The sequence below is a fragment of the Streptomyces sp. NBC_00691 genome, assembly GCF_036226665.1.
In the GTDB taxonomy this organism is placed as follows: domain Bacteria; phylum Actinomycetota; class Actinomycetes; order Streptomycetales; family Streptomycetaceae; genus Streptomyces.
On sequence record NZ_CP109007.1, the window covers coordinates 4,444,663 to 4,465,755 of the forward strand.

General features: G+C 73.3%; 21 protein-coding genes. 11 read left to right on the top strand and 10 right to left on the bottom strand.

Translation table 11 applies throughout. The features are described from left to right. Nucleotides 1–67: 67 nt before the first annotated feature. Nucleotides 68–2,185, top strand: a complete 2,118-nt coding sequence (locus tag OG392_RS20145) for a restriction endonuclease (RefSeq protein WP_329281338.1) — start codon at nt 68–70, stop codon at nt 2,183–2,185. Nucleotides 2,186–2,229: 44 nt separating this feature from the next. On the opposite strand, the gene OG392_RS20150 is transcribed toward OG392_RS20145, so the two are convergent. Next, the gene (locus OG392_RS20150) at nt 2,230–3,618 is read right to left on the bottom strand and encodes an NAD(P)/FAD-dependent oxidoreductase (protein ID WP_329281340.1); all 1,389 of its coding nucleotides are present in this window, start codon (nt 3,616–3,618) and stop codon (nt 2,230–2,232) included. Between the two features lie 164 nt (nt 3,619–3,782). On the opposite strand from OG392_RS20150, the gene OG392_RS20155 reads away from it, so the two are divergent. From OG392_RS20155 to OG392_RS20170, 4 genes are all read left to right on the top strand, one after another. Then, nucleotides 3,783–4,499: a DsbA family protein gene (locus OG392_RS20155; RefSeq protein ID WP_329281342.1), complete on the top strand. Its 717-nt coding sequence runs from the start codon at nt 3,783–3,785 to the stop codon at nt 4,497–4,499. A gap of 9 nt (nt 4,500–4,508) precedes the next feature. Then, a complete protein-coding gene (locus OG392_RS20160) occupies nt 4,509–5,396 on the top strand; it encodes an aminoglycoside phosphotransferase family protein (protein ID WP_329281345.1) in 888 nt (295 codons plus the stop codon). A gap of 61 nt (nt 5,397–5,457) precedes the next feature. Next, complete coding sequence (locus OG392_RS20165; protein WP_266967719.1) at nt 5,458–5,937, top strand: GNAT family N-acetyltransferase; 480 nt, start codon at nt 5,458–5,460, stop codon at nt 5,935–5,937. A gap of 9 nt (nt 5,938–5,946) precedes the next feature. After that, the gene (locus OG392_RS20170) at nt 5,947–6,288 is read left to right on the top strand and encodes a hypothetical protein (protein WP_329281348.1); all 342 of its coding nucleotides are present in this window, start codon (nt 5,947–5,949) and stop codon (nt 6,286–6,288) included. A 6-nt stretch (nt 6,289–6,294) separates the two neighbouring features. On the opposite strand, the gene OG392_RS20175 is transcribed toward OG392_RS20170, so the two are convergent. Beyond that, entirely contained in the window at nt 6,295–7,293 is a 999-nt protein-coding gene (locus tag OG392_RS20175; protein WP_329281350.1) for a zinc-binding dehydrogenase, read from the bottom strand. Between the two features lie 57 nt (nt 7,294–7,350). After that, nucleotides 7,351–8,541, bottom strand: coding sequence for an NAD(P)-binding protein (locus OG392_RS20180; RefSeq protein WP_329281352.1), 1,191 nt, complete (start codon nt 8,539–8,541; stop codon nt 7,351–7,353). Between the two features lie 126 nt (nt 8,542–8,667). Here OG392_RS20180 and OG392_RS20185 point away from each other — a divergent pair, with 126 nt between their 5' ends. Next, nucleotides 8,668–9,342: a pentapeptide repeat-containing protein gene (locus OG392_RS20185; protein WP_329281355.1), complete on the top strand. Its 675-nt coding sequence runs from the start codon at nt 8,668–8,670 to the stop codon at nt 9,340–9,342. A gap of 25 nt (nt 9,343–9,367) precedes the next feature. Here the strand turns inward: OG392_RS20185 and OG392_RS20190 are convergent, their stop codons facing one another. From OG392_RS20190 to OG392_RS20205, 4 genes are all read right to left on the bottom strand, one after another. Further along, nucleotides 9,368–9,868 (bottom strand): hypothetical protein, encoded by a 501-nt coding sequence (locus OG392_RS20190; protein ID WP_266967729.1) that lies wholly within the window; start codon nt 9,866–9,868, stop codon nt 9,368–9,370. 89 nt (nt 9,869–9,957) lie between these two features. Further along, nucleotides 9,958–11,163 carry an FAD-dependent monooxygenase gene (locus OG392_RS20195; protein WP_329281358.1) on the bottom strand — a complete coding sequence of 402 codons (1,206 nt, stop codon included), beginning with the start codon at nt 11,161–11,163 and terminating at the stop codon, nt 9,958–9,960. Between the two features lie 103 nt (nt 11,164–11,266). Further along, nucleotides 11,267–11,887: a response regulator transcription factor gene (locus tag OG392_RS20200; protein ID WP_329281360.1), complete on the bottom strand. Its 621-nt coding sequence runs from the start codon at nt 11,885–11,887 to the stop codon at nt 11,267–11,269. Beyond that, on the bottom strand, nt 11,887–13,083 hold the full coding sequence (locus OG392_RS20205; RefSeq protein WP_329287369.1) for a sensor histidine kinase: 1,197 nt from the start codon (nt 13,081–13,083) through the stop codon (nt 11,887–11,889). Before OG392_RS20205 ends, OG392_RS20200 begins: the two co-directional genes overlap by 1 nt. A gap of 307 nt (nt 13,084–13,390) precedes the next feature. On the opposite strand from OG392_RS20205, the gene OG392_RS20210 reads away from it, so the two are divergent. Together OG392_RS20210 and OG392_RS20215 are read left to right on the top strand one after the other, a co-directional pair. Then, entirely contained in the window at nt 13,391–13,930 is a 540-nt protein-coding gene (locus OG392_RS20210) for a GlcG/HbpS family heme-binding protein (RefSeq protein WP_329281362.1), read from the top strand. A 90-nt stretch (nt 13,931–14,020) separates the two neighbouring features. Continuing rightward, complete coding sequence (locus OG392_RS20215; protein ID WP_329281364.1) at nt 14,021–15,469, top strand: M1 family metallopeptidase; 1,449 nt, start codon at nt 14,021–14,023, stop codon at nt 15,467–15,469. 105 nt (nt 15,470–15,574) lie between these two features. Here OG392_RS20215 and OG392_RS20220 read toward each other — a convergent pair whose 3' ends face one another. Together OG392_RS20220 and OG392_RS20225 are read right to left on the bottom strand one after the other, a co-directional pair. Further along, nucleotides 15,575–16,099 (bottom strand): GNAT family N-acetyltransferase, encoded by a 525-nt coding sequence (locus OG392_RS20220; RefSeq protein ID WP_329281366.1) that lies wholly within the window; start codon nt 16,097–16,099, stop codon nt 15,575–15,577. Between the two features lie 64 nt (nt 16,100–16,163). Continuing rightward, entirely contained in the window at nt 16,164–16,739 is a 576-nt protein-coding gene (locus OG392_RS20225; protein ID WP_329281368.1) for a TerD family protein, read from the bottom strand. 115 nt (nt 16,740–16,854) lie between these two features. Here OG392_RS20225 and arfB point away from each other — a divergent pair, with 115 nt between their 5' ends. Then, the gene (gene arfB, locus OG392_RS20230; RefSeq protein ID WP_329281370.1) at nt 16,855–17,292 is read left to right on the top strand and encodes an alternative ribosome rescue aminoacyl-tRNA hydrolase ArfB; all 438 of its coding nucleotides are present in this window, start codon (nt 16,855–16,857) and stop codon (nt 17,290–17,292) included. 34 nt (nt 17,293–17,326) lie between these two features. On the opposite strand, the gene OG392_RS20235 is transcribed toward arfB, so the two are convergent. Then, the gene (locus tag OG392_RS20235; RefSeq protein WP_329281372.1) at nt 17,327–17,890 is read right to left on the bottom strand and encodes a flavin reductase family protein; all 564 of its coding nucleotides are present in this window, start codon (nt 17,888–17,890) and stop codon (nt 17,327–17,329) included. A 295-nt stretch (nt 17,891–18,185) separates the two neighbouring features. On the opposite strand from OG392_RS20235, the gene cdgB reads away from it, so the two are divergent. Continuing rightward, the gene (cdgB, locus tag OG392_RS20240; protein ID WP_329281374.1) at nt 18,186–19,973 is read left to right on the top strand and encodes a diguanylate cyclase CdgB; all 1,788 of its coding nucleotides are present in this window, start codon (nt 18,186–18,188) and stop codon (nt 19,971–19,973) included. A gap of 95 nt (nt 19,974–20,068) precedes the next feature. Beyond that, a complete protein-coding gene (locus tag OG392_RS20245) occupies nt 20,069–21,037 on the top strand; it encodes a CBM35 domain-containing protein (protein ID WP_329281376.1) in 969 nt (322 codons plus the stop codon). The last annotated feature ends 56 nt before the right edge of the window (nt 21,038–21,093 follow it).

Sequence of the window (21,093 nt, forward strand, 5' to 3'; positions counted from 1 at the left end):
TCCGGGACACTTGGTCGCTACGGGGGCGTACTGGTGGCTGGGGTGTTCTGCGGGAGGGGTGGGGCTGATGGGGCGGCGTTCCGGGGGGCTGATCGGGGTGTGGGCCGAGCAGCAGCGGGTCGCGCAGCGGCAGCGGGAGGGGCAGCATCAGGCCGTGCTGCGGCAGCAGCGGGATGCCGAGCGGGTGCAGCGGGCGTACGAGCGGGACGTCGCCCGCATGCAGCGGGAGCAGAAGGCCGCCTACCGGCAGCAGCGCGAGGCCGATGCCCTGCGGCGGACCCAGGAGTTGGACGCGCGCGTCGGTGAGCTCGAAGGGCTGCTGGCCGCCGGGTGCCGGGCGCCCGCCTTCAGTGTCGCCGGGCTGCGCAGGACCGAGGAGGTCGAGCCGTTCTCGCCCGGGCCGCTCGGGGAGCCGGTACCCATGCCCGATCAGCGGTTCTATCAGCCCGAGGCCGCCTGGACCGCCTCCGGGCGGGCCCAGGCCGAGCGGGACGCGCGGGCCCGGTTCGAGCGGGACTGGTACGCCGCCCAGGCCGCCGAAGCGCGGCGCGTCGAGCAACTCGCCGCCTACCGGCAGGCGTACGACACATGGGCCGCCGGCCGGCTCGACGAGATCCGCGCGCACAACCGTGGGGTCGCCGGGACCGAGACCGCCCTCACCGGCTGTGATCCCGAGACGGTCGTCGAGTTCTTCTCCGCCGTGCTCTTCGCGTCCACCGCCTGGCCCGAGGGCTTCCCCCGCGAGGTGTCCGCCGCCTACGAGCCGGGCCGCCGCCGGCTCGTCCTCGACTGGGACCTACCCGGGTACGACGTCGTCCCCGAGGCCAGGGGCGTCAAGTACCTTCCCAGCACCGACCAGGAGCGGGACGTGCCCCGGCCCGTCGGCCAGCGGCGCTCCCTCTACCGCGACGTGCTCGCCCAGAGCGTTCTCCTCGCCCTGCACGAGCTGTTCCGCGCCGATCGCTCCGGCGCCCTGGAGGCCGTCACCCTCAACGGGTACGTCGGTGGCGTCGATCCCGCCACCGGGCTCGCCGGGCGCGTGTGCGTCGCCACCGTCTCCGTCGGGCGGGACGTCTTCGAGCGGCTCAACCTCGAACTCGTCGGAGCCGTGGAGTGCGTGACCGGCGCACTCGACGGCCGGCTCTCCGCCAAGCCCGACGAACGCGCCGCCGTCGCCCCGCTGTGGACTCCCGAGCAGGTCGGGGCCGAGGTCGGGGCCGAGGTCGTCGTGCAGGGGGACGGGGACGAGCCCGATCTGCTCGCCATGGATCCGATCGCCTTCGAGGGGCTCGTCGCCCAGCTCTTCCGGGCCCGGGGCCTGCAGGCCGTCACCACCCAGCGGTCCAACGACGGCGGCGTCGACGTCGAGGCCCTCGACCCGGACCCCATCAGCGGCGGGTCCATCCTCGTGCAGGTGAAGCGGTACCGGAACACCGTCCCGCCCTCCGCCGTACGCGACCTCTTCGGCACCGTGCAGGGCGCCGGCGCCAACAAGGGCGTCCTCGTCACCACCTCCGGGTTCGGTCCCGGCTCCTACACCTTCGCCAACGGCAAGCCCCTCACCCTGATCTCCGGCGTCGAACTCGTCGATCTGCTGCATCAGCACGGCCTGCGCGGGCGGTTGGGGTCCGGCACGGCCCCCGTGTCGTCGCCGGCCCCGCCCGTCGCACCCGTCACCGCCCCCACTGCCGAGGCCGACGCCGACTTCAATCTCCTCGGGATGGACTGGGCCGGGTCCGCCGCCCTCGACGTCTGCGCCCTCGTCTGCTCCGGTCAGCGGGTCCTCGGCGACGAGTGGTTCGTCTTCTTCAACAATCCCTCCACGCCCGACGGTTCCGTCGCCATGGTCGCCGCCCCGCCCGGCGACCGGGCCGCCGTCCGGGTCGGCTTCGACGCCCTGCCGTCGTCCGCCGACCGGCTCGTGCTCGTCGCCGCCGTCGATCCCGAGGTCAATCCGGACGCCGACCTCGGCGGGTTCACCGACGCCGGCATCGGGCTGCGCGACGACTCCGGCGCCGAGCTCGACCGGCTCGTCGTGTCCGACGGCCGCCCCGGCGAGACCGCGCTCGTCCTCGGCTCCTTCCGGCGGCGGGCGGGCGGCGACTGGGACTTCGTCCTCGGCGGGAAGGGCTACCGGGGCGGGCTCGAGGAGCTCGTCGGGGACTTCGGTATCGAAGTGGAGTGACGGGAGGGCCGCGCGCTGGCTCTTCGTCCGTGTCGGCCCCGCTCTCAGCGGCCGCTCAAGCGGTTCGCCAGGAGCGCCACCCTGTCCGTCGCCGCCGCGTGGCCCGTCGTCTCGCGGCGGTCCGCGCCCCGGAAGGCCGCGTACATCGTCTGCACTCCCAGCCAGCGCAGCGGCTCAGGCTCCCACTTGCGGACCTTGTGGTTCACCCAGGGGAGGGCCGTGAGGTCGGTCGGCCCCGACTGGCCCGAGTCCTGCTGGATGAGGTCGCGCAGGGTGCGGGCCGCGAGGTTGGCCGTGGCGACGCCCGAGCCGACGTAGCCGCCCGCCCAGCCCAGGCCCGTCGAGCGGTCCAGGGTGACCGTGGCGCACCAGTCGCGCGGGACGCCGAGGACGCCGGACCAGGCGTGGTCCACCCCCACCCCCGCCAGCTGGGGGAAGAAGCGGACCAGGATGTCGCGGAGCGCCTCGATCGTCTGCGGCTGGGTGCGCCCGTCGTTGTCGGTCTTCGAGCCGAAGCGGTACGGGACTCCCCGGCCGCCCAGGGCGATGCGGCCGTCGGCGGTGCGCTGGGCGTACATGTAGGCGTGCGCCATGTCGCCGAGGGTCTCGCGGCCGTCCCAGCCGATCGACTCCCACTGCGCGTCGGTGAGCGGCTCGGTGGCGATCATCGAGGAGTTCATCGGAAGCCAGGTGCGGCGCTGCCCGGCGAGGGAGGCCGTGAAGCCCTCGGTGCAGCGCAGGATGTACGGGGCGCGGACCGTGCCGTAGGGGGTGACCGCGTGCTTCGGCCTGATCTCGGTGACCGGGGTCGATTCGTGGAGGGTGACGCCGAGCGCCTCGACGGCCGCGGCGAGGCCCTTCACCAGCTTCACCGGGTGGAGGCGGGCGCCGTGCGGGGTCCAGGAGGAGCCGACGGCGCCGGTGACGCGGATGCGGTCGGAGGTCTCGCGGGCCCCGTACATCTCCCGGTCCGTCTCGCCGAAGGCGATCTCGACGGCGTGGAAGTCCTTGAGGCGGGCGAGCTGGGCGGGGGAGAGGGCGACCTCCAGGACGCCGCCGCGGTGCTGGTCGGCCTCGATCTTCTCGGTCTCGCAGACGTCGAGGACCTCGGTGACGGTGGCGTTCATGGCCTGCTGGAGGCGGACGGCGGCCTCGTGGCCGTGGAGCTTGGCGTAGCGGTCGCGGCCGGCGATGCCGTTGTAGAGCCAGCCGCCGTTGCGGCCGGAGGCGCCGTAGCCGCAGAACTTCGCCTCCAGGACGGTGATGTTGAGGAAGGGGACGGCCTTCTTGAGGTAGTAGGCGGTCCACAGGCCCGTGTAGCCGCCGCCGACGATGCAGACGTCGGCGGTGGTGTCGCCAGGGAGCGGTTCGCGGGGATCGGGGGCGCCGTCCTGCGCGTACCAGAACGAGATGCCGCCGTTGACCGTACTCATGTGTATCCCTCTTCCGGGTGCGTGGGCGGGAGGTTACCGGGGGCCTTGGTCCTGTGGATACGGGTCGTTCGGCGGCGGTTCGCGGGCGGGGCCCGGCCTAGCTTCGAGGGTGGACGGCGCAGGCGTGGCCGCCACGGATTCCGTCGTTCCGGAAGGACTCTCCCATGCCCGTACGCAGGACCCGGCGGCTGCTCGCCGCAGCTGTCTCGGCAGGTCTCATCGGCCTTGCGGCGGTGGGGTGTTCGGGGGGCGGGTCGCCGGCGGCGGCCGTGGTGACGGTGGTTCCGGAGGGGTACGGGGAGGTGCTCGGGAAGCTTCCCGCGGCCGTGGACGGTACGAAGATCGTCGTCGGCGACGCGAAGGCTCCGCACACGGTCACGGTGTACGTCGACCCGCGGTGCGGCTACTGCGCGAAGTTCGAGGCGACCGGCGGGACGGTGCTCGCGGAGGAGGCCGCGGCGGGCACGGTGAGGGTCGAGTACGTCGTCGCCTCCTTCCTCGACGAGCGGACGGGCGGTAGGGCCTCGGCACGGGCCGCGAACGCGCTGCGGGCGTCGGTGGAGGCGGGTCCGGGGGCGTTCGCCTCGTTCCAGGCGGCGCTGTTCGCCTCGCAGCCGGGCTCCGGGTCCCGGGACGGTTTCTCCGTGGAGCGCCTGCTGCGGATCGCGGACGGGGTGGAGGGGCTGCGGAGCACGGCCTTCGACCGGGCCGTACGGGGGGACGCGTACCAGCGGTGGGTGGCGGACGTGGAGCAGGCCTTCGAGGACTCGGGGGTGGGCGGTACGCCGACCGTCCTGGTCGACGGGTCGGCGCTGCCGGGCGGGGACGCCCTGTACGACGCCGTCCGATTCTCGGAGGTGCTGCGCGACGCCGGTGTCTAGGGTCGTCGGGTGATCCACGTACCGGAGCAACTCGTCGCGTCCCAGGTGAAGTACAACGGTGAGGCCGGGCGGGCGTTCGTCGCCGCGCTGCCGGAACGGGCCGAGGAGTTCCTCGGCCGGTGGGGGCTACGGGTCACGGGGCCTTCCATGTACGGCATGGCGTCGCTGGTGCTGCCCGTCGAGCGGGTCGCGGACGGCACGCCGGCCGCGCTGAAGATGCAGATCCTCGACGAGGAGACCGAGGGGGAGCCGGTCGGGTTGCGTCTCTGGGACGGCGGCGGGATCGTGCGGCTGCTCGACCACGACGCCGGTACGGGGACGATGCTGCTCGAACGGCTCGACGAGGCACGGCCGCTGAGCGCCGTCCCCGACACGCGGGAGGCGATGGGCGTCGTCGCGGGGCTGCTCGCCCGGCTGGTGGCGCTGCCGGCGCCGGAGGGGATGCGGGGACTCGGCGACATCGCGGCCGGGATGCTCGCGGACGTGCCGGACGCGGTCGGACGCCTCGGCGCGGCGGACGCGGCGGTGCTCCGGGACTGCGCGGCGGCCGTACGGGAGGTGGCGGGGGAGCCGGGTGACCGGCTGCTGCACTGGGACCTGCACCTCGACAACGTCCTCGCGGCCGAGCGCGAACCGTGGCTGGCGATCGACCCCAAGCCGCTCGCGGGCGACCCGGGCTTCGACCTGCTGCCGGCCCTGATGGACCGCTTCGACCCGGCCGACGTCCTGTGGCGCTTCGACCTCCTCGCCGAGGTGGTCGGCGACCGGGGGAGGGCGGTGGCGTGGACGCTGGGGCGGGTGCTGCAGAACGGGCTGTGGGACGTGGAGGACGGGGAGCCGGGGCTGGACGCGGAGCAGGTCGAGGTGGCACGGATCCTGCGGGCGGCGCGGGGGTGAGGGGGCCGGGCCCCGTGAAACCTCCTGGCCAGGACCGGTCCGTCCGGGGCAGGCTTGCGCCATGATCCGTACAGCCACGCCTGCCGATGTCCCCGTCATCCACGCCCTCGTCCGTGATCTCGCGGAGTACGAGAAGGCCCTCGACGAGGTCCGTACGACCCCCGAGCAGCTCCAGGAGGCCCTCTTCGGCGAGCGCCCCGCCGCCTTCGCGCACGTCGCCGAGACCGAGGACGGCGAGGTCGTCGGCTTCGCGATCTGGTTCCTCAACTTCTCCACCTGGCGCGGGGTCCACGGCATCTACCTGGAGGACCTGTACGTCCGCCCGGAGGTGCGCGGCGGCGGCCACGGCAAGGCACTGCTGACCGAGCTGGCCCGGATCTGCGTGGAACGCGGGTACGAGCGCCTGGAGTGGTCGGTCCTGAACTGGAACAAGCCGTCGATCGACTTCTACGAGTCCCTCGGCGCCCGCCCTCAGGACGAGTGGACGGTGTACCGGCTGACGGACGGGGCGCTGGCCGGGCTGGGTGGGGCGGGGGTGTAGGAAGGGGGCATGGATACGGATATTGCGGAGCGGTTCCAGCGGATCACGGCGTTCATCGAGGCGCGGCTGACGCCGCTCTTCGACCCGGCGAACGGGAGTGACCACGGGTTCGGGATGGACGACACCTCCCGGGCGCTGCGGGCCACGCGGTACACCGTGCAGGCCGCCTCGGCCGTCAACGGGCTCGTGGAGAAGCGGGAGACGGCGCCCGAGCTGCGGCAGGTGGTGGACCAGGCGCTGGAGCACAACTGGGACGTGCTGCGCTCCGTCGCCCGGATGTGGGAGGACCACCCCGACTTCCTGAAGGAGTTCAAGGCGCACTCCTGGGACGTGGTCGGGGCGGCCGTCTGACGAGCCCTAGGGGATCAGGACCACCTTGCCCGTCGTGCCCCGCGTCTCCAGGGCGCGGTGCGCGCCGGCCGCGTCCGCCAGCGGGAAGCGGTGGACCGCCGGGCGGAGGGTGCCCGTGGTGGCCGCGGCCAGGGCGGCGAGTTCGAGGTTGCGGATGTCGCCGCCCGCCTTGCGGATCATGACGGGGCCGAGGACGGATTCCGACGTGATGCCGCGCGCGGCGAGTTCCTCCGGGGTGAAGGTGAGCGCCTCGCCGTCGTGGAGTCCGGCGCCCGACCAGCCGAAGACGACGTGCTGCCCGCCCTTGCCGAGGAGGTCGACGGCCGCGCGGCCGGTGTCGCCGCCGACGGAGTCGAAGACGACGGTGGCGGTGCGCTCGCCCAGGTACGCGCGGACCTTCTCCGGCCAGTCGGGCCGCTTGTAGTCGACGGCCAGGTCGGCGCCGTTCTCCTCGACGAGCGCGACCTTCGCCGGGCCGCCGGCCAGGCCGATGACGGTGGCGCCGGCGTTCTTGGCGTACTGGACGAGCAGGGTGCCGATGCCGCCGGCCGCCGCCGGGACGATCGCCACCGAGTCGGGACCGAGCTCGGTGAACCGCAGGATGCCCAGGGTGGTGCGGCCGGTGCCGATCATGGCGACGGCCTCCGCCTCGCCGAGGTGGTCGGGCAGGGCGTGCAGGCGGGCGGCGTCGGCGACGGCGAGTTCGGCGTAGCCGCCGGGTGCCATGCCGAGGTGGACGACGACCCGCTTGCCGAGCCAGGACGGGTCGGTGCCCTCGCCGAGCGCGTCGACGGTGCCGGCGACCTCGCGCCCCGGGACGGTGGGCAGTGCGGCGGGTGCCGGGAACGGGCCCGTCATCCCCTGCCGGAGCGCGGTGTCGAGGAGGTGCACCCCGGCCGCCGCGACCTTGACGCGGACCTGGCCGGGGCCCGGTACGGGGTCGGGGGTCTCCTCGTACGTGAGGTTCTCGGCGGCGCCGAAGGCGTGGAGGCGGATGGCGTGCATGGCGTTCCCCGTTCGTCGTGCGGGTGGGTGTGGTCCGACGAGGAACAGCCTCCGACCTCAAGCATGCTTGAGGTCAAGCCCCTTCCTGAGGACACCCCGCTCCGCGCGCAGCGCCAGTGACACCGCCTCCACCGCGCTCGTGAACGACACCTCCGCGAGCACGCCGGGCGCCGCCACCTGGTCGCCCACCAGGTACACCCCGTCACCCCGGTCGACGGCCGGCCGGTCGCGCCAGGTCGTGCCGGGCCGGTCGACCGCTCCCGTACGTCCCTGGGACACCGCGTCCCGCCGCCACACCGTCCGCTCGCGCCAGCCCGGGAAGCCGAGGTCGAGCAGCCGCTCGGCGTGGGCCACGCCGTCCGCCTTCGACTCGCCGGGGCCGATCGGCAGCTGCGCCTGGATCAGCTGCCGCCCGGCCGGGGCGAGCGTGGGGTCCTGGGCCGTGAAGCGCTCGATCCAGCCCGGCGCGTCCAGGTCCGAGATCACGAAGGGGTCCCCCTTCCGGGTGCGCAGCGCCAGGTCGAACAGGACCGTACGGCCGCTCTCCCAGGTCAGCGACGGGTCGCCGAGCAGCCGGGCGGCGGCCGGCAGGGCCGTCGCGACGATCACGGGTCCCTCGCCGAGCGGCAGCGCGTCGAGGCTGTCGATCCGCGACGAGGTCTCGATCCGTACGCCCGTCTCCCACGCGCGCGCGACCATCCGCTCGATCAGCTGACCCCAGCCGCCCTTGACGAAGTGCGCCTCCGGCGGCACGGAGGTGGCCCGGTGGAGCCGTTCCTGCACGAAGCGGGCGGAGAGCGAGCCCGGGTCGTGGTGGTAGGTCGCGACCGCGGCGTACGAGGCGGCGGCGTGCGCCGCCCGCTCGCCCACGAGCCCGGTGGCCCAGGTGCGGAAGTCGACGTCCGCGGGGGCCTGTTCGGCGTTGCGGCGGGACTGGCGGAACATGCCGAGCGGCGGGGTGCGGTGCAGGGCGCCGCCGCGGTGGAAGCGGAGCCGCAGGGCCTCGGAGACCGGCAGCGGGGCCAGCGCGCCGAGGAGGCCGCGCTGCTTGAGCCAGGTCCAGTGCGGGCCGCCGGAGTAGATCGCGTGCGGGCCCTCGTTGGTGAGGTACGGGCCCTCGGCGGTACGGGCCCGGCCGCCGGGGGCCCGGTGCGCCTCGTGGACGGTCACCTTGACGCCCGCCTCGGCGGCGGTGATGGCCGCGGTCAGTCCGGCGAAGCCGCCGCCGATGATCGTGAGCTTCCGCATGTCGCTCTCCCTCTCGATCGGGTCGACCTCTCGTCGGCCCCGTGTCCGGTCTCGCAAGGGGGACGAGGGGCGGGGCCGCGTTCGTGACATCGGGACGCTGTCAGTGGCGTACATCACCATGGAGGCATGGCGACGACTCGGAAGAAGAAGACGGCGGTCGCGGGGGCGCGACGGCCTGAGCTGCGGCTCCCTCCCCTGGAGGCGTACGAGGGAGGGCTCGAACCGGACGGGGACTACGACGGCCTGGAACTGACCGGGCTGGACCTCACGGGCCAGTCGGGGGAGGGCGCGCGGTTCCTGGACTGCGCGCTGCGCGAATGCGCGCTCGACGAGGCGCGGCTGACGGGCGCCCGCTTCCTCGACTCGGTGCTCACGGGCGTACGCGGGGTGGGGACGGTCCTCGCCGGGGCACAGCTGAGGGACGTGGAGCTCGTGGACGCCCGGCTCGGCGGGGCGCAGCTGCACGGGGCGGTGCTGGAGAGAGTGGTCGTACGGGGAGGGAAGAGCGACTACCTGAACCTGCGGTCGGCCAAGCTGAAGGACGTCGTCTTCGAGGGGTGTGTGCTGAGCGAGCCCGACTTCGGGGGCGCCTCGCTGGAACGGGTGGAGTTCGTGGACTGCGTGCTCACGGGCGTGGACTTCGGCGGGGCGCGGCTGAGGGACGTGGACCTGAGAGGGGTCCAGCGGCTGGAGATCGCGCGCGGGGTCGAGTCGCTCGCGGGCGCGGTGATCTCGACGGCCCAGCTCCTCGACCTCGCGCCGGTGCTCGCGGCGCAGCTGGGCGTGCGGGTGGAGGAGTAGGGACCGTCGGGCGGCCGCCCGGGGGTCAGGGCAGGCGGGGGAAGCGGGCCTGGAGGGACCAGATGGCCGGGTTGTCGGCGAGGCCCTCGTGCATGTCCGTGAGGTCGGCGATCAGGTCGTGCAGGAAGTCGCGGGCCTCACGGCGGAGCACCTTGTGGTTGAAGGTGAGCGGCGGCTCGTCGCCCGGCATCCAGTCGGCCTCGACGTCCACCCAGCCGAAGCGGCGCTCGAACAGCATGCGGTCCGAGGACTCGGTGAAGTCGAGTTCGGCGTACTGCGGCTGGGAGGCGCGGTTGCCGCGCGGGTCCTGGTCGACCTGCTCGACGATGTCGCACAGGGCCCAGGCGAAGTCGAGGACCGGCACCCATCCCCAGGCTGTGGACACTTCGCGGTCCGTCTTGGTGTCGGCGAGGTACACGTCCCCGCAGAACAGGTCGTGACGCAGGGCGTGGACGTCCGCGTGGCGGTAGTCGGTCTGCGGCGGGTCGGGGAAGCGACGGGAGAGGGAGTAGCCGATGTCGAGCACGGAACCGATGGTGTCACGGCGCCGGGCCCGCCTCGTACGCGAGGATCACCGGCCGCACCCGGTCCACCGCCGGGACGTGTGAGGGACGCTCAGCGGCGACCGTGCACCGCACGTGCCACGCGCGGGCCCAGCCAGCGCTTGAGGCGGCGCAGCGGCTCCAGCTGTTCGGCGGCCCGGTCGATCCGGTAGTAGAGCTGCGGCGGGATGTGCGGGAGCAGCGGCGAGTGGCGCTGGCCCAGGAGCGCGAACATCTGGGCGGGCTCCAGGCGCATGTACCGCGGGAGGTTCTCGTACCACTGGGCGCTGTAGCGGGCGGCGCTCTGCGCGGAGACGAGCTCGGCGCGGCGGCGCTTCCCGTACGTGGTGAGGGCGGCGTCGAGGTCTCCGCCGGAGCGCAGCGCGTCCGCCAGGCCCAGCGCGTCCTCCAGGGCCAGGGTCGTGCCCGCGCCGATCGAGTAGTGGGTGGTGTGGGCGGCGTCGCCGAGGAGGACGAGGTTGCCGCGGTGCCAGACCCGGTTGGTGAGGGTGCGGAAGGTGAGCCACTGGGCGGCGTCGTCGGCCCGGTCGCGGCCGATCAGCTCGTGCCCGTCGAGGAGGTCGTGGAACAGCTTCTCGAGGAGGTGCAGGCTGTCGGCCTCGCCGAGCATGTCGAGGCCGAGGCCGGTCCACGTCTCCCGGGAGCACTCGACGACACAGGTCGACCGTTCGCCGCTGAACCCGTAGGCGTAGCACCAGATCCAGCCGTGCTCGGTCTCCTTGAAGGCGAAGCTGAACGAGTCGAAGACCTTGGTGGTGCCGAGCCAGATGTACTGGTTGCGGCCGCTGGAGACCGTGCTGCCGAAGTGCTCGGGGTGAGCCTCGCGGAGCACGCTGTTGACGCCGTCGGCGGCGACCACCAGGTCCGCGTCGGCCAGCTCGGGCGCCTCCGGGCCCGTGATGTCGTGCTCGAACTCGACGCGCACGCCGAGCTCTTCGGCCCGGCCGGCGAGCAGCGCCAGCATCCGCCGCCGCCCGATGCCGAAGCCCGCGTCGCCCCGGTGGACGGTCCGTTCGTCGCGGACGATCGCGACCCCGTCGGTCCAGGTCACCGAGGCGTCGGCGACGGCGGCCGCGGACTCGGGGTCGCCCGCGCGCAGCTTGTCGAGGAGACCGGCCCAGTACGTCACACCCCAGCCGTACGTGGAACCCTCGGGGTTCCGCTCGTACACGGTGATCTCATGGGCGGGGTCCTGCCGCTTCAGCAGGATCGAGAGGTAGAGGCCGGCGGGTCCGCCGCCGACGATCGCGAGCTTCACGTGCGCTCCCACTGGACTGACCGGGCCTGAGGCATGACACCGCGCTGTCGAACGGCAACGCACAGTAGCAGGGGTGGGCGCCCGGGCGCGCACGAAGCGCGGCCTACGGCAGCAGGCGCCGTTCCTTGGCCACCGCGACGGCGCCCGCGCGGGTGTCGACGCCGAGCTTCGCGTAGATGCGGCCGAGGTGGGTCTTCACCGTCGCCTCGCTGATGAACAGCGCCCGCGCGATCTCGCGGTTGCCGAGGCCACGTCCCAGCTGACCCAGGATGTCCCGCTCCCGGTCCGTGAGGCTCGGGCCGGCCGCGCCGCGCATCCGGTCCATGACGCGGCTGGCGACCGGCGGGGAGAGGGCGGTGCGGCCCTGGGCGGCCGCGTGGATGGCGGCGAACAGCTCCTCCGGCCGTTCGGCCTTCAGGAGGTAGCCGGTCGCGCCGGCCTCGATGGCCCGGGTGATGTCGGCGTCCGTGTCGTACGTGGTGAGGACGAGGACGTGGACGCCGGTGGGCGCGATCAGCCGGGTCGCCTCGACGCCGTCGATGCCCGCGCCCAGCTGGAGGTCCATCAGGACGACGTCCGGCGTCAGCTTGGCCGCCATCGCGACGGCCTCCTCGCCGCTGCCGGCCTCGCCGACGACCTCGATGTCGGGGGTGCTGCCGAGCAGGGCGAGCAGGCCGGCGCGGACGACGACGTGGTCGTCGCAGAGGAGGATCCGTACGGACATCACGACTCCTGGGAGGAGGGATTCGGGGGCGGATTCGAGGGCGGGTTCGGATCCGCGAGCGGGTGCGGGGACGGGTACGGGTTCGCGTGGGTGCTCGGGAGCGGGATCGCGGCCGAGAGCACCGTGCCCTCGCCCGGGGCGGACTCGACCGTCAGGGTGCCGCCCAGCTGCTGCGCCCGCACGCGCATCGCGGGCAGCCCGTGCCCCCGTACCCCGCCGGGCCGGTCGGCCGGGTCGAAGCCCCGGCCGTCGTCCGCGATGTCCAGGACCACCTGGTCGTCGAGGTAGGTGAGGGTCAGGGCGGCGGAGTCGGCGCCGGCGTGCTCGCGGATGTTGGCGAGGGCGCCCTGCGCGATCCGCAGGAGCGCCGACTGCACCCGTTCGGGGAGCGGGACGGCGGTCCCGTCGACCCGGAACGCCGTCGACTCGCGGGCCGCCAGGCCGCGCAGGGCCTCTTCGAGGCCGCCGCCCTCGGCGAGGTCGGCCGGCGCCAGGTCGTGCACGAAGCGGCGGGCCTCGGCGAGGTTGCGTTCCGCGATGGACTCGGCCGTACGGACATGGCGGCGGGCGGTGGCCGGGTCGCTGTCCCAGGTGCGGTCGGCGGCCTGCAGCAGCATCTGCTGGCTGGAAAGGCCCTGCGCGAGGGTGTCGTGGATCTCCATGGACAGCCGCTGGCGTTCGGCGAGGGTGCCCTCGCGGCGCTCGATCGCGGCGAGTTCCCGACGGGTGCGGATCAGGTCGTCGATGAGTGCCCGCTGGCGGGCGGCCTGCCGGTCCGAGTACACGAAGACGCCGGTGGCGATGGCGGCGACGGCCGGCGGGGCGACGATCAGGTTCGGGTCCCAGCCGCCGTGCGCGAGCTGCACCTGCGCGAACACCACGAACGCGGTGAGCAGAGTGACCAGCCCGAGCGCTGCCCGGGCCGGGAGGGTGCGCAGGCCCGTGTAGAAGAGCGGCACCGCGCACCAGGCGAAGCTCGGCGCCAGGACGACGAGCAGGATCCAGACGGCGACGACGGTGCCCAGCCAGGCGATCCGGCGGGGCGCGGCGCGCGTGCCGACGACGGGGCCGAGGAGGTAGAGGGAGGCGAGGGCGCCGGAGAGGGCGACGATCCAGGGACTGCGGTCCTCCCAAGGGTGGCGCAGCAGGAAGCGGGCGAGCGAGGCGCCGAGGAGGAGGAAGAAGGCGATGTGCATGACCCGCGCCAGCCAGGTCGCGTCGGGGTCCCGCTCGGTCTCCGTCGGCCGTGTCACGTTCTCACCTTCCTGACCTGGGGATATCTGTCCATCCTGACCCGGGGGGACCACAGGGGCATCAGCCGATCGGCTGACCCGGCCGTCCTCCAGTGTGCGTGAGGAGGGCAGCCGGACCGTGGACCGGACGGCCCGGGTCGCGGCCACAGGATGGAGGCAGAGCGAAGGAACGGACCGCCGACACGGTCCACCTCGGCTCGGCTCACTTCTCCTCGCAGTTCCTCCCCTCCTCACCCTCACGGAGTTCCTCATGAAGAAGATCCTCTTCGGTGCCGCCGCCGCCGCTGTCGTCGCCGCCGGTACGTTCGGCGCCGTCTCCGCGAACGCCTCCGCCCCGGCCGCCGCCCCCGCCGCCGTGGTTCGCGCCGACGCCGGCAACGACAACCTGCAGCAGTCGACCCACCTGACGATCGAGGCCGCGACGAAGGCCGCGCAGGCCACGCTCGACGCCGCCGAGAAGGAGAACCAGCGCGTCTCCGTCGCCGTCGTCGACCGCAACGGCAACACCATCGTCACCCTCCGCGGCGACGGCGCGGGCCCGCAGTCCTACGAGTCGGCCGAGAAGAAGGCCTACACCGCCGTCTCCTGGAACGCCCCGACCTCCGTCCTCGCCGGCCGCCTCGCCCAGGCCCCCAACCTCAAGGACATCCCCGGCACCCTCTTCCTCGCCGGCGGCGCCCCCGTCACCGCCAAGGGCGCCCCCATCGCGGGCATCGGCGTCGCGGGCGCCCCCTCGGGCGACCTCGACGAGAAGTTCGCCCAGGCCGGAGTCGCCGCCCTCGGCAAGTAACCGCACCAACGGCCCAAGGACCGCGACGGCGCCCGGACCCCCGCCAGGCGCCGTCGCCTTCTTCCGTGTCGCCCTGCTTAGGATCGATACGTGACCCAGCGCGACCGGACGGACCGGTACCACCGGAAGGGCCGGCACCACCGGACCGGAGCAGCCGCGGGCGGCCTCGCCGCCGCCCTCACCGCCCTCGCGCTCCTCGCGGGCGGCTGTACGGAGGCCTCCGGCGGCGTCCGGGGGACCCCAGGGGCCGCCGGGCTGCGCGACCCGTACTTCCCGAAGCTCGGCAACGGCGGCTACGACGTCAGCCACTACGCCCTCACCCTGGCGTACGACCCCGGGACCGGGCGTCTCGACGGCACCGCCGAGATCACCGCCCGCGCCACCCAGGACCTCAGCGCCTTCAACCTCGACCTCGCCGGGCTCACCGTCGACCGGGCGTCCGTCGACGACGCGCCCGCCGCGGTCAACCGGGCCGGGAACGAGCTGACGCTCCGGCCGCGCGAGGAGATCCGCGAGGGCGCGGAGTTCCGGACCACCGTCGTGTACGGGGGCGTGCCCGAGCCGATCACGGACGCGGACGGCTCCGAGGAGGGCTGGCTGCGCACCGGCGACGGTGCCGTTGCGGTCGGCGAACCCGCGGGCTCGATGACCTGGTTCCCGGGCAACCACCACCCCTCCGACAAGGCCGCGTACGAGGTGACGCTCACCGTCCCGGCCGGGCTCGAAGGGCTCTCCAACGGTGTCAGGACCGCCCGCCGGACGGCGGCCGACGGCCGTGTCACGACCGAGTGGCGAGCGGCCGAGCCGATGGCGAGCTACCTCGCGACGGTCGCGATCGGCCGGTACGAGACGGCGACCGCAGCCCCGGGCTCAGGCCCCGTTCCCGTGCTCACGGCCGCCGAACGCCCGATCGCCGCCGCGACCGCCCCGCTGCGCGGCGAGATCCCCGGGATCGTCGCCCGGCAGGCCCGGCGCTTCGGCCCGTACCCGTTCTCCACGGCCGGCGCGATCGTCACCGAGGACGGGACGCTCGGGTACGCGCTGGAGACCCAGACACGGCCCGTCTTCCCGGCCGCCTCCTTCGACCGGACGACCCTGGTCCACGAGCTGGCCCACCAGTGGTTCGGGAACTCGGTCTCGCCCGCGAGCTGGCGGGACCTGTGGCTCAACGAGGGCTTCGCGACGTACGCCGAGTGGCTCTACACGGAGGAGTACGAGCACGTCCCCGCGCGGACGCACTTCGAGCGGGCCTTCGCCCAGGAGGCCAACTGGGCCTTCCCGCCGGCCGCCCCGCCCACCGCCGAGAACCTCTTCGACCCGCCCGTCTACCAGCGGGGCGCGATGGTCCTGCACAAGCTCCGCGAGACGGTCGGGGACGAGACCTTCGACGAGATCCTGCGCGGCTGGCCCGCGAAGTACCGTCACGCCAACGCCTCCACGGACGACTTCACCGCCTACGCGGAGAACGTGGCCGGACGCGACCTCGACGAGCTGTGGGCCGTCTGGCTGTACGGCGACGGGAAGCCGGCGAAACCCTAGCGGGACCTGTGTCCGGGGGACCAGCGCGCCGTGGCGGCCGGACGCGGGCCGGAACGGCACGGGTGGGAGAGCCCTGAGCCGGTGCCGTGCCGCACCTGCTGTGGGTCAGGCCAGGGCCTTTCGCATGACCACGCACGCCCGGCCGTGGGCGAGGTCCGGGCGGCGACCGGTCTCCTCGTAGCCGAGGGAGGTCCAGAAGGCGAGCGCCTTCGGGTTGTTCTCCAGGACGGCGAGCCGCAGGCCCGTACGGCCCTCGGCGCGGAAGCGGTCCTCGACGTATGCCGCGAGCCGGCGTCCGTGGCCCGTGCGCCGTTCGTCCCCGTGGACCATGAGGAGGCCGAGCCACGGTTCGGGGTCCGCGGGGTCGGGGTGCCTGCCGAGGGTGATCGCGACAGCGACGAGCCGGCCCTCGGAGCGGGCCAGCAGGACCTCGGCGGTGGGCTGGGCGAGTTCGTCGGCGAGGGCGGCCGCGACCTGCTCGGGCCGGACGTCGGACGGGTCCGGGAAGTCGCCGCTCAGCTGCTGGAACTCCTCGTTCGAGGCGTACAGCGCGGTGATTTCGGTGAGCAGCGGGCCGGGGAGGGCCGCACCGTCCTCCAGGGCCTTGGGCGTGAGGGCTTCGACGATCACGCGGCAAGGGTAGAGCCCCGGCGGGACGATCCGGCCGGGGCTCAAGGGTGCCGCGGGGCGTCGGTCAGAGGTTGACGCCGAAGTCGCGGGCGATGCCCTCGAGGCCCGAGGCGTAGCCCTGGCCGACCGCGCGGAACTTCCACTCGGCGCCGTTGCGGTACAGCTCGCCGAAGACCATGGCGGTCTCGACGGCGGCGTCCTCGGAGAGGTCGTAGCGGGCGAGCTCGGCGCCGCCGGCCTGGTTCACGATGCGGATGTAGGCGTTGCGCACCTGGCCGAAGTTCTGCGAGCGGTTGACCGCGTCGTAGATGGAGACCGGGAAGACGATCTTGTCGACGGTGGGCGGGAGGCCCGCGAGGTTGACGTTGATCTGCTCGTCGTCGCCGCCGCCCTCGCCGGTGCGGTTGTCACCGGTGTGGACGATGGTCTGGTCCGGCGTCGACTTGTTGTTGAAGAAGACGAAGTGCGCGTCGGAGGCGACCTTGCCCGCCGCGTCCACGCCGATCGCCGAGGCGTCGAGGTCGAAGTCGGTGCCGGTGGTGGTGCGGACGTCCCAGCCGAGGCCCACGGTGACAGCGGCGAGGCCCGGGGCCTCCTTGGTCAGAGAGACGTTGCCGCCCTTGGACAGGCTCACAGCCATGGAAAGTCCCTTTCATCGTGGTGTCTTCGCCTGGAGAAACGCGTGGTGCCCCCGGACGGTTCCCGGAGCACTCCCGGCGAAAACAGGATGACTCCGATGGCCCCCTGCGGGGAACATGGAGGGCATGTCCGGTCCGTATCCCATCCGCGGCTCCGTCTCGCTCCCCGAGGCCGAGCTCCAGTGGCGTTTCTCGCGTTCCTCGGGCCCGGGCGGTCAGCATGTGAACACCAGCGACTCCCAGGTCGAGCTGCGCTTCGACCTCGCGGCCACCGACGCCCTTCCCGAGGTGTGGAAGGCACGCGCCCTGGAGCGCCTCGGCGGCCGCCTGGTGAACGGCGTCGTGACGGTCCGCGCCTCGGAGCACCGCTCTCAGTGGCGCAACCGCGAGACGGCGGCGGTGCGGCTCGCCGCGCTGCTCGCCGAGGCCACGGCCCCGCCGCCGAAGCCCCGCCGTCCGACGAAGATCCCCCGCGGGATCAACGAGCGCCGTCTGCGCCAGAAGAAGCAGCGCTCGGAGACGAAGCGGACCCGCCAGTCCCGCGACTGGGGCTGAGCCGGTCCCGGTACCGGCGCCGTACGGCCCGGGCTCACGACAGGCTTCGGTACTTCCCCTGGTAGTACGCCAGCGGGCCGCCGCCCGCCACCCCCGCGTCCACGGTCAGGACCCGGCCCACCACGAGCGTGTGGTCGCCGGCCACGACCCGGCTCTCCGTGCGGCACTCCAGGGTCGCCAGCGCGCCGCCCATGAGCGGGGCGCCGCTCTCCTCGCCGCGGGTGTACGGCAGGTCGGCGAAGAGCAGCCGGTCGCTGACGCGGTTCTTCATGGCGAAGCGCCCGGCGATGTGACGCTGGTTCTCGCCGAGGATCGACACCGCCCAGACGGGTACGTCGGCGAGCAGGTCGTCCATGCGGGAGCCGTTGCGGAGGCTGACCAGGACCAGGGGCGGGTCGAGGGAGACCGACACGAAGGCCGTGGCGGTCATGCCGACGTCCTCGCCGCGCGGGCCGTCGTCGGGGTCGTGCGCGGTCACCAGGACCACACCGGCCGCGAGGCGGGACATCGCCGCCCGGAACTCGTCGTTGCTCACCCCCTCAGCATGAGGGATGGCCAGATCGGACACGGGGGGCGAGGGAGGGGTCTTCTGCAGCACACCCGCACGCTAGCCCCGGCCTTCCGGGAGCCGCATCGGGCCGGGGGACCAGGCCGCCACCCCCGCCGGTCCTAGGACCCGGGGCCCCGGGGCGGGAGCCGGGCGGAACCCGCGGCGACCCGCCATGACCTGCTGTGACTTGAGTCACAGCGACCAGTATTTGCTGACCCTGTGTACCGGGTGCGCAGCTCGCTGTGATTCAGTGGCAGTGACAGTGCAATACGAACGGTGACTGTGCAACACGAAGCCGATGAGAACCCTGGAGTTGCTGTCGAGGTCTCGGGGAGAGCGAGCGATGGAGACCGAGTCGGAGCCGTACGTCCGTCTCTCGACCCTGCGGCAGCTGCATCAGGTCGTGGCGGAGCTCAACACTGCGCGCAGCCTGGCGGACACCCTGCAGACCGTCGCCGACGGCGTGGTCGCCGGTCTCAACTACGAGCTGGCCTGCGTCAACCTCGTACGCCCCGACGGTGACCTCGTCGTCGCCGCCTTCGCCGGCAGCTCCGCCGCCGAGGCCCTGATCACCGGCAGGGTCGGCTCCCGCGCCTCCTGGGACCGCCGCCTGTCCATGGCGACCGCCTGGGGCGACCTGCGGTTCATCCCGCACACCGAGGGCTGGGTGCTGATGGAGGACGACGTCCCCCAGTGGCACACCGACGGCCCCGCGCCCCGCTTCGAGGACGAGTGGCACCCGCACGACCGGCTCTACGCCCCCATGTACTCGCCCCGGCTCGGCTCCGGCCGCCCGGGCGGCCCGCCACCCGGCTCCGGCCGTGAACTCCTCGGCGTCATATCCGTCGACCGCCCGCGCAACGGCCGGCACCCCGGCCCCTGGGGCCAGGAGGCGCTCCAGATGTACGCCTCCCAGTCGGCGATCGCCATCAGCAACGCCCGGCTCCGCTCCAACATGCAGCGTGCCCTCGTCCGCCTGGAGCGGGAGCAGCAGGCGCTCCGCGCCAGCGAGGAGTCCTTCCGGCAGGCCTTCGAGTACGCCCCCTCCGGCATGGCGATCGCCGAGATGGGCGGCGACCAGCACGGCCGGCTCCTGCGCACCAACGACGCCCTGTGCCGGCTCCTCGGCCGGCCCGCCGCCGCCATGCGGCGCTACTCCTTCGCCGACCTCGTCTACCCCGAGGACATAGGGACGCTGCTGCGGACCTCCGCCGAGGGCGGCCGGGCCGAGCTGAGGCTCGGGCGGCGCGACGGCACGTACGTGTGGGTGTCCCTCCGCAACTCGGTCGTCGCCGACGCGGCCGACGGCCCGCGGTTCCTCCTCACCCACGTCGAGGACATCGAGGAGCGCAAGCGGCACGAGCTGCAGCTGGCCCACCGCGCCTCGCACGACGCCCTCACGGGCCTCCCCAACAGTGCCGAGCTGCGCTCCCGGCTCTCCGCCCGGCTGTGCGAGCGCCCGGCAGCGCACGTCTCGGCCGACCAGGCGGCGGGGTACGGCGGCGGGTACGAGTCGGGGCGGGACGGCGGCTACGAGACGGGCTACGACCAGGGGCACGCCGATCAGACCGGTCACCCCGGGTACGACTCCGGTGGCCCCGGTCACTCCGGCTACGAGTCGCCGTACGAGCACGAACACGAGCACGGCTTCGGTTTCGAGCCGGCGGGCGTCGGCCCGTACGACCACCATGTCCACATGGTGGCCCCCTCGGGGGGTGACATGGACGACGGCACCAAGGGCCTCGCCGTCCTCTTCTGCGATCTCGACGGCTTCAAGTCGATCAACGACCGCTTCGGGCACCACACCGGTGACGCGGTGCTCATCGAGGTCGCGCGCCGTCTCACCACCGGCGTCCGCGACGGCGACACGGTCGCCCGGCTCGGCGGTGACGAGTTCGTCGTCCTGGCCGACGGGCTCGGCTCGGCCGACGCGGCCGACCTGGCCGTACGCCTGCGGAACGCGATCATTCCGCCGATCCGGGTGGACGGCCGGGCGGTCCGGGTCGGGGCGAGTTTCGGCATCGGCTGGGCCGAATGCGGGATGACCGTGGAAGAGGTCCTGAACTCCGCCGACCAGCGGATGTACGTGGAGAAACGCTCCCGCGCCAAGGTCCACCGGCGCGCCGGCTGAGGCTCCTGACACGCCCGGGGCCGCTTCGGGGGCTGGTCCGTTCGGGGTAGGCTCGGCCGGTCGGCGACGGCTGGCGAGCATGGAGAGGAACCCGGATGGCTGCCGGTAACGACGGCGCGAACAAGCCCGAGAACGACGACCCGTTCGGCTACCTGTACGAGGACGGTCAGGCCGCGGGCGCCCAGCCCCCGGGCGGGGGCGGCTACGGCTACCCCGGCCCCGCTGCGGCTCAGCCCGGCGTGCCCCGGACCTCGTACAACCAGGTCAGAACGGTCGGCGAGCGCCAGTACGGCGGTCAGCAGCAGCCGTACGTCCCGCCGCAGCAGCAGTCCCCGTACGGCCAGCCGCAGGCGCAGTACGCCGCCCCGGAGACCTACGGCGGCCCGCCGACCCGGCAGGGCCCCCCGCCGCAGCACCACCACGGCGGCTCCGGTCGCGGCCCCAACACCCGGGGCATCCTCATCGGCGCGGTCGCGGTCGTCGCGGTCGTCGTGGTGGGCATCGCCGCCGCGGTGATCACGAACTCGGGCAACGACGACGACAAGAACAAGCAGGCCGGGACCGGTGGCACCACCGCGACCACGCCGGTGAAGCCCTCCGACGATCCGACCACGGAGCCGAGCACGGACCCGACGTCGGTGGAGCTGCCGAAGCAGGAGGCGGCGACGCTGAAGCTGGGCGGCAACGCGTCCCTCGCCACGGACGTCAAGGGCGCCGAGGGCTCGAACGGCAACTACGTCGCGGGCTTCAACCAGGTCGGTTCCTCGGTGACCTGGAAGGCGAAGATGCCGGCGGCGGGGCACTACAAGCTGACCGTGCGCTACACCATCCCCGCCGTGGACGCCAACGCCACCCTGACGGTGAACGGCAAGCCGAACTCCTCGCCCCTCGGGCTGAAGAACTTCGTCCACTCCACGGACCCGAACCTGGAGAAGAACTGGCAGACCACCTGGGCGCCGGTCGACCTCCAGAAGGGCGAGAACGAGATCAAGATCTCGTGCGAGACGGGCAATCAGTGCGACGTGCTGCTCGACTGGCTCGAAGTCGGTCCGCCGAACAGCTAGAGGGTTTCCTGCCGGTCAGGGCTGGCTCGCGGCGACAGGACACCCCCTGGTCCGGC

Bases quoted from the DNA above. Each gene is read 5' to 3' on its own strand.
- OG392_RS20180 (WP_329281352.1), bottom strand. From the start codon at position 8,541: ATGCGGAAGCTCACGATCATCGGCGGCGGCTTCGCCGGACTGACCGCG.
- OG392_RS20210 (WP_329281362.1), top strand. From the start codon at position 13,391: ATGAAGAAGATCCTCTTCGGTGCCGCCGCCGCCGCTGTCGTCGCCGCC.
- OG392_RS20185 (WP_329281355.1), top strand. From the start codon at position 8,668: ATGGCGACGACTCGGAAGAAGAAGACGGCGGTCGCGGGGGCGCGACGG.
- arfB (WP_329281370.1), top strand. From the start codon at position 16,855: ATGGAGGGCATGTCCGGTCCGTATCCCATCCGCGGCTCCGTCTCGCTC.
- OG392_RS20170 (WP_329281348.1), top strand. From the start codon at position 5,947: ATGGATACGGATATTGCGGAGCGGTTCCAGCGGATCACGGCGTTCATC.
- OG392_RS20155 (WP_329281342.1), top strand. From the start codon at position 3,783: ATGCCCGTACGCAGGACCCGGCGGCTGCTCGCCGCAGCTGTCTCGGCA.
- OG392_RS20150 (WP_329281340.1), bottom strand. From the start codon at position 3,618: ATGAGTACGGTCAACGGCGGCATCTCGTTCTGGTACGCGCAGGACGGC.
- OG392_RS20245 (WP_329281376.1), top strand. From the start codon at position 20,069: ATGGCTGCCGGTAACGACGGCGCGAACAAGCCCGAGAACGACGACCCG.
- cdgB (WP_329281374.1), top strand. From the start codon at position 18,186: ATGGAGACCGAGTCGGAGCCGTACGTCCGTCTCTCGACCCTGCGGCAG.
- OG392_RS20145 (WP_329281338.1), top strand. From the start codon at position 68: ATGGGGCGGCGTTCCGGGGGGCTGATCGGGGTGTGGGCCGAGCAGCAG.
- OG392_RS20175 (WP_329281350.1), bottom strand. From the start codon at position 7,293: ATGCACGCCATCCGCCTCCACGCCTTCGGCGCCGCCGAGAACCTCACG.
- OG392_RS20225 (WP_329281368.1), bottom strand. From the start codon at position 16,739: ATGGCTGTGAGCCTGTCCAAGGGCGGCAACGTCTCTCTGACCAAGGAG.
- OG392_RS20200 (WP_329281360.1), bottom strand. From the start codon at position 11,887: ATGTCCGTACGGATCCTCCTCTGCGACGACCACGTCGTCGTCCGCGCC.
- OG392_RS20165 (WP_266967719.1), top strand. From the start codon at position 5,458: ATGATCCGTACAGCCACGCCTGCCGATGTCCCCGTCATCCACGCCCTC.
- OG392_RS20205 (WP_329287369.1), bottom strand. From the start codon at position 13,083: ATGCACATCGCCTTCTTCCTCCTCCTCGGCGCCTCGCTCGCCCGCTTC.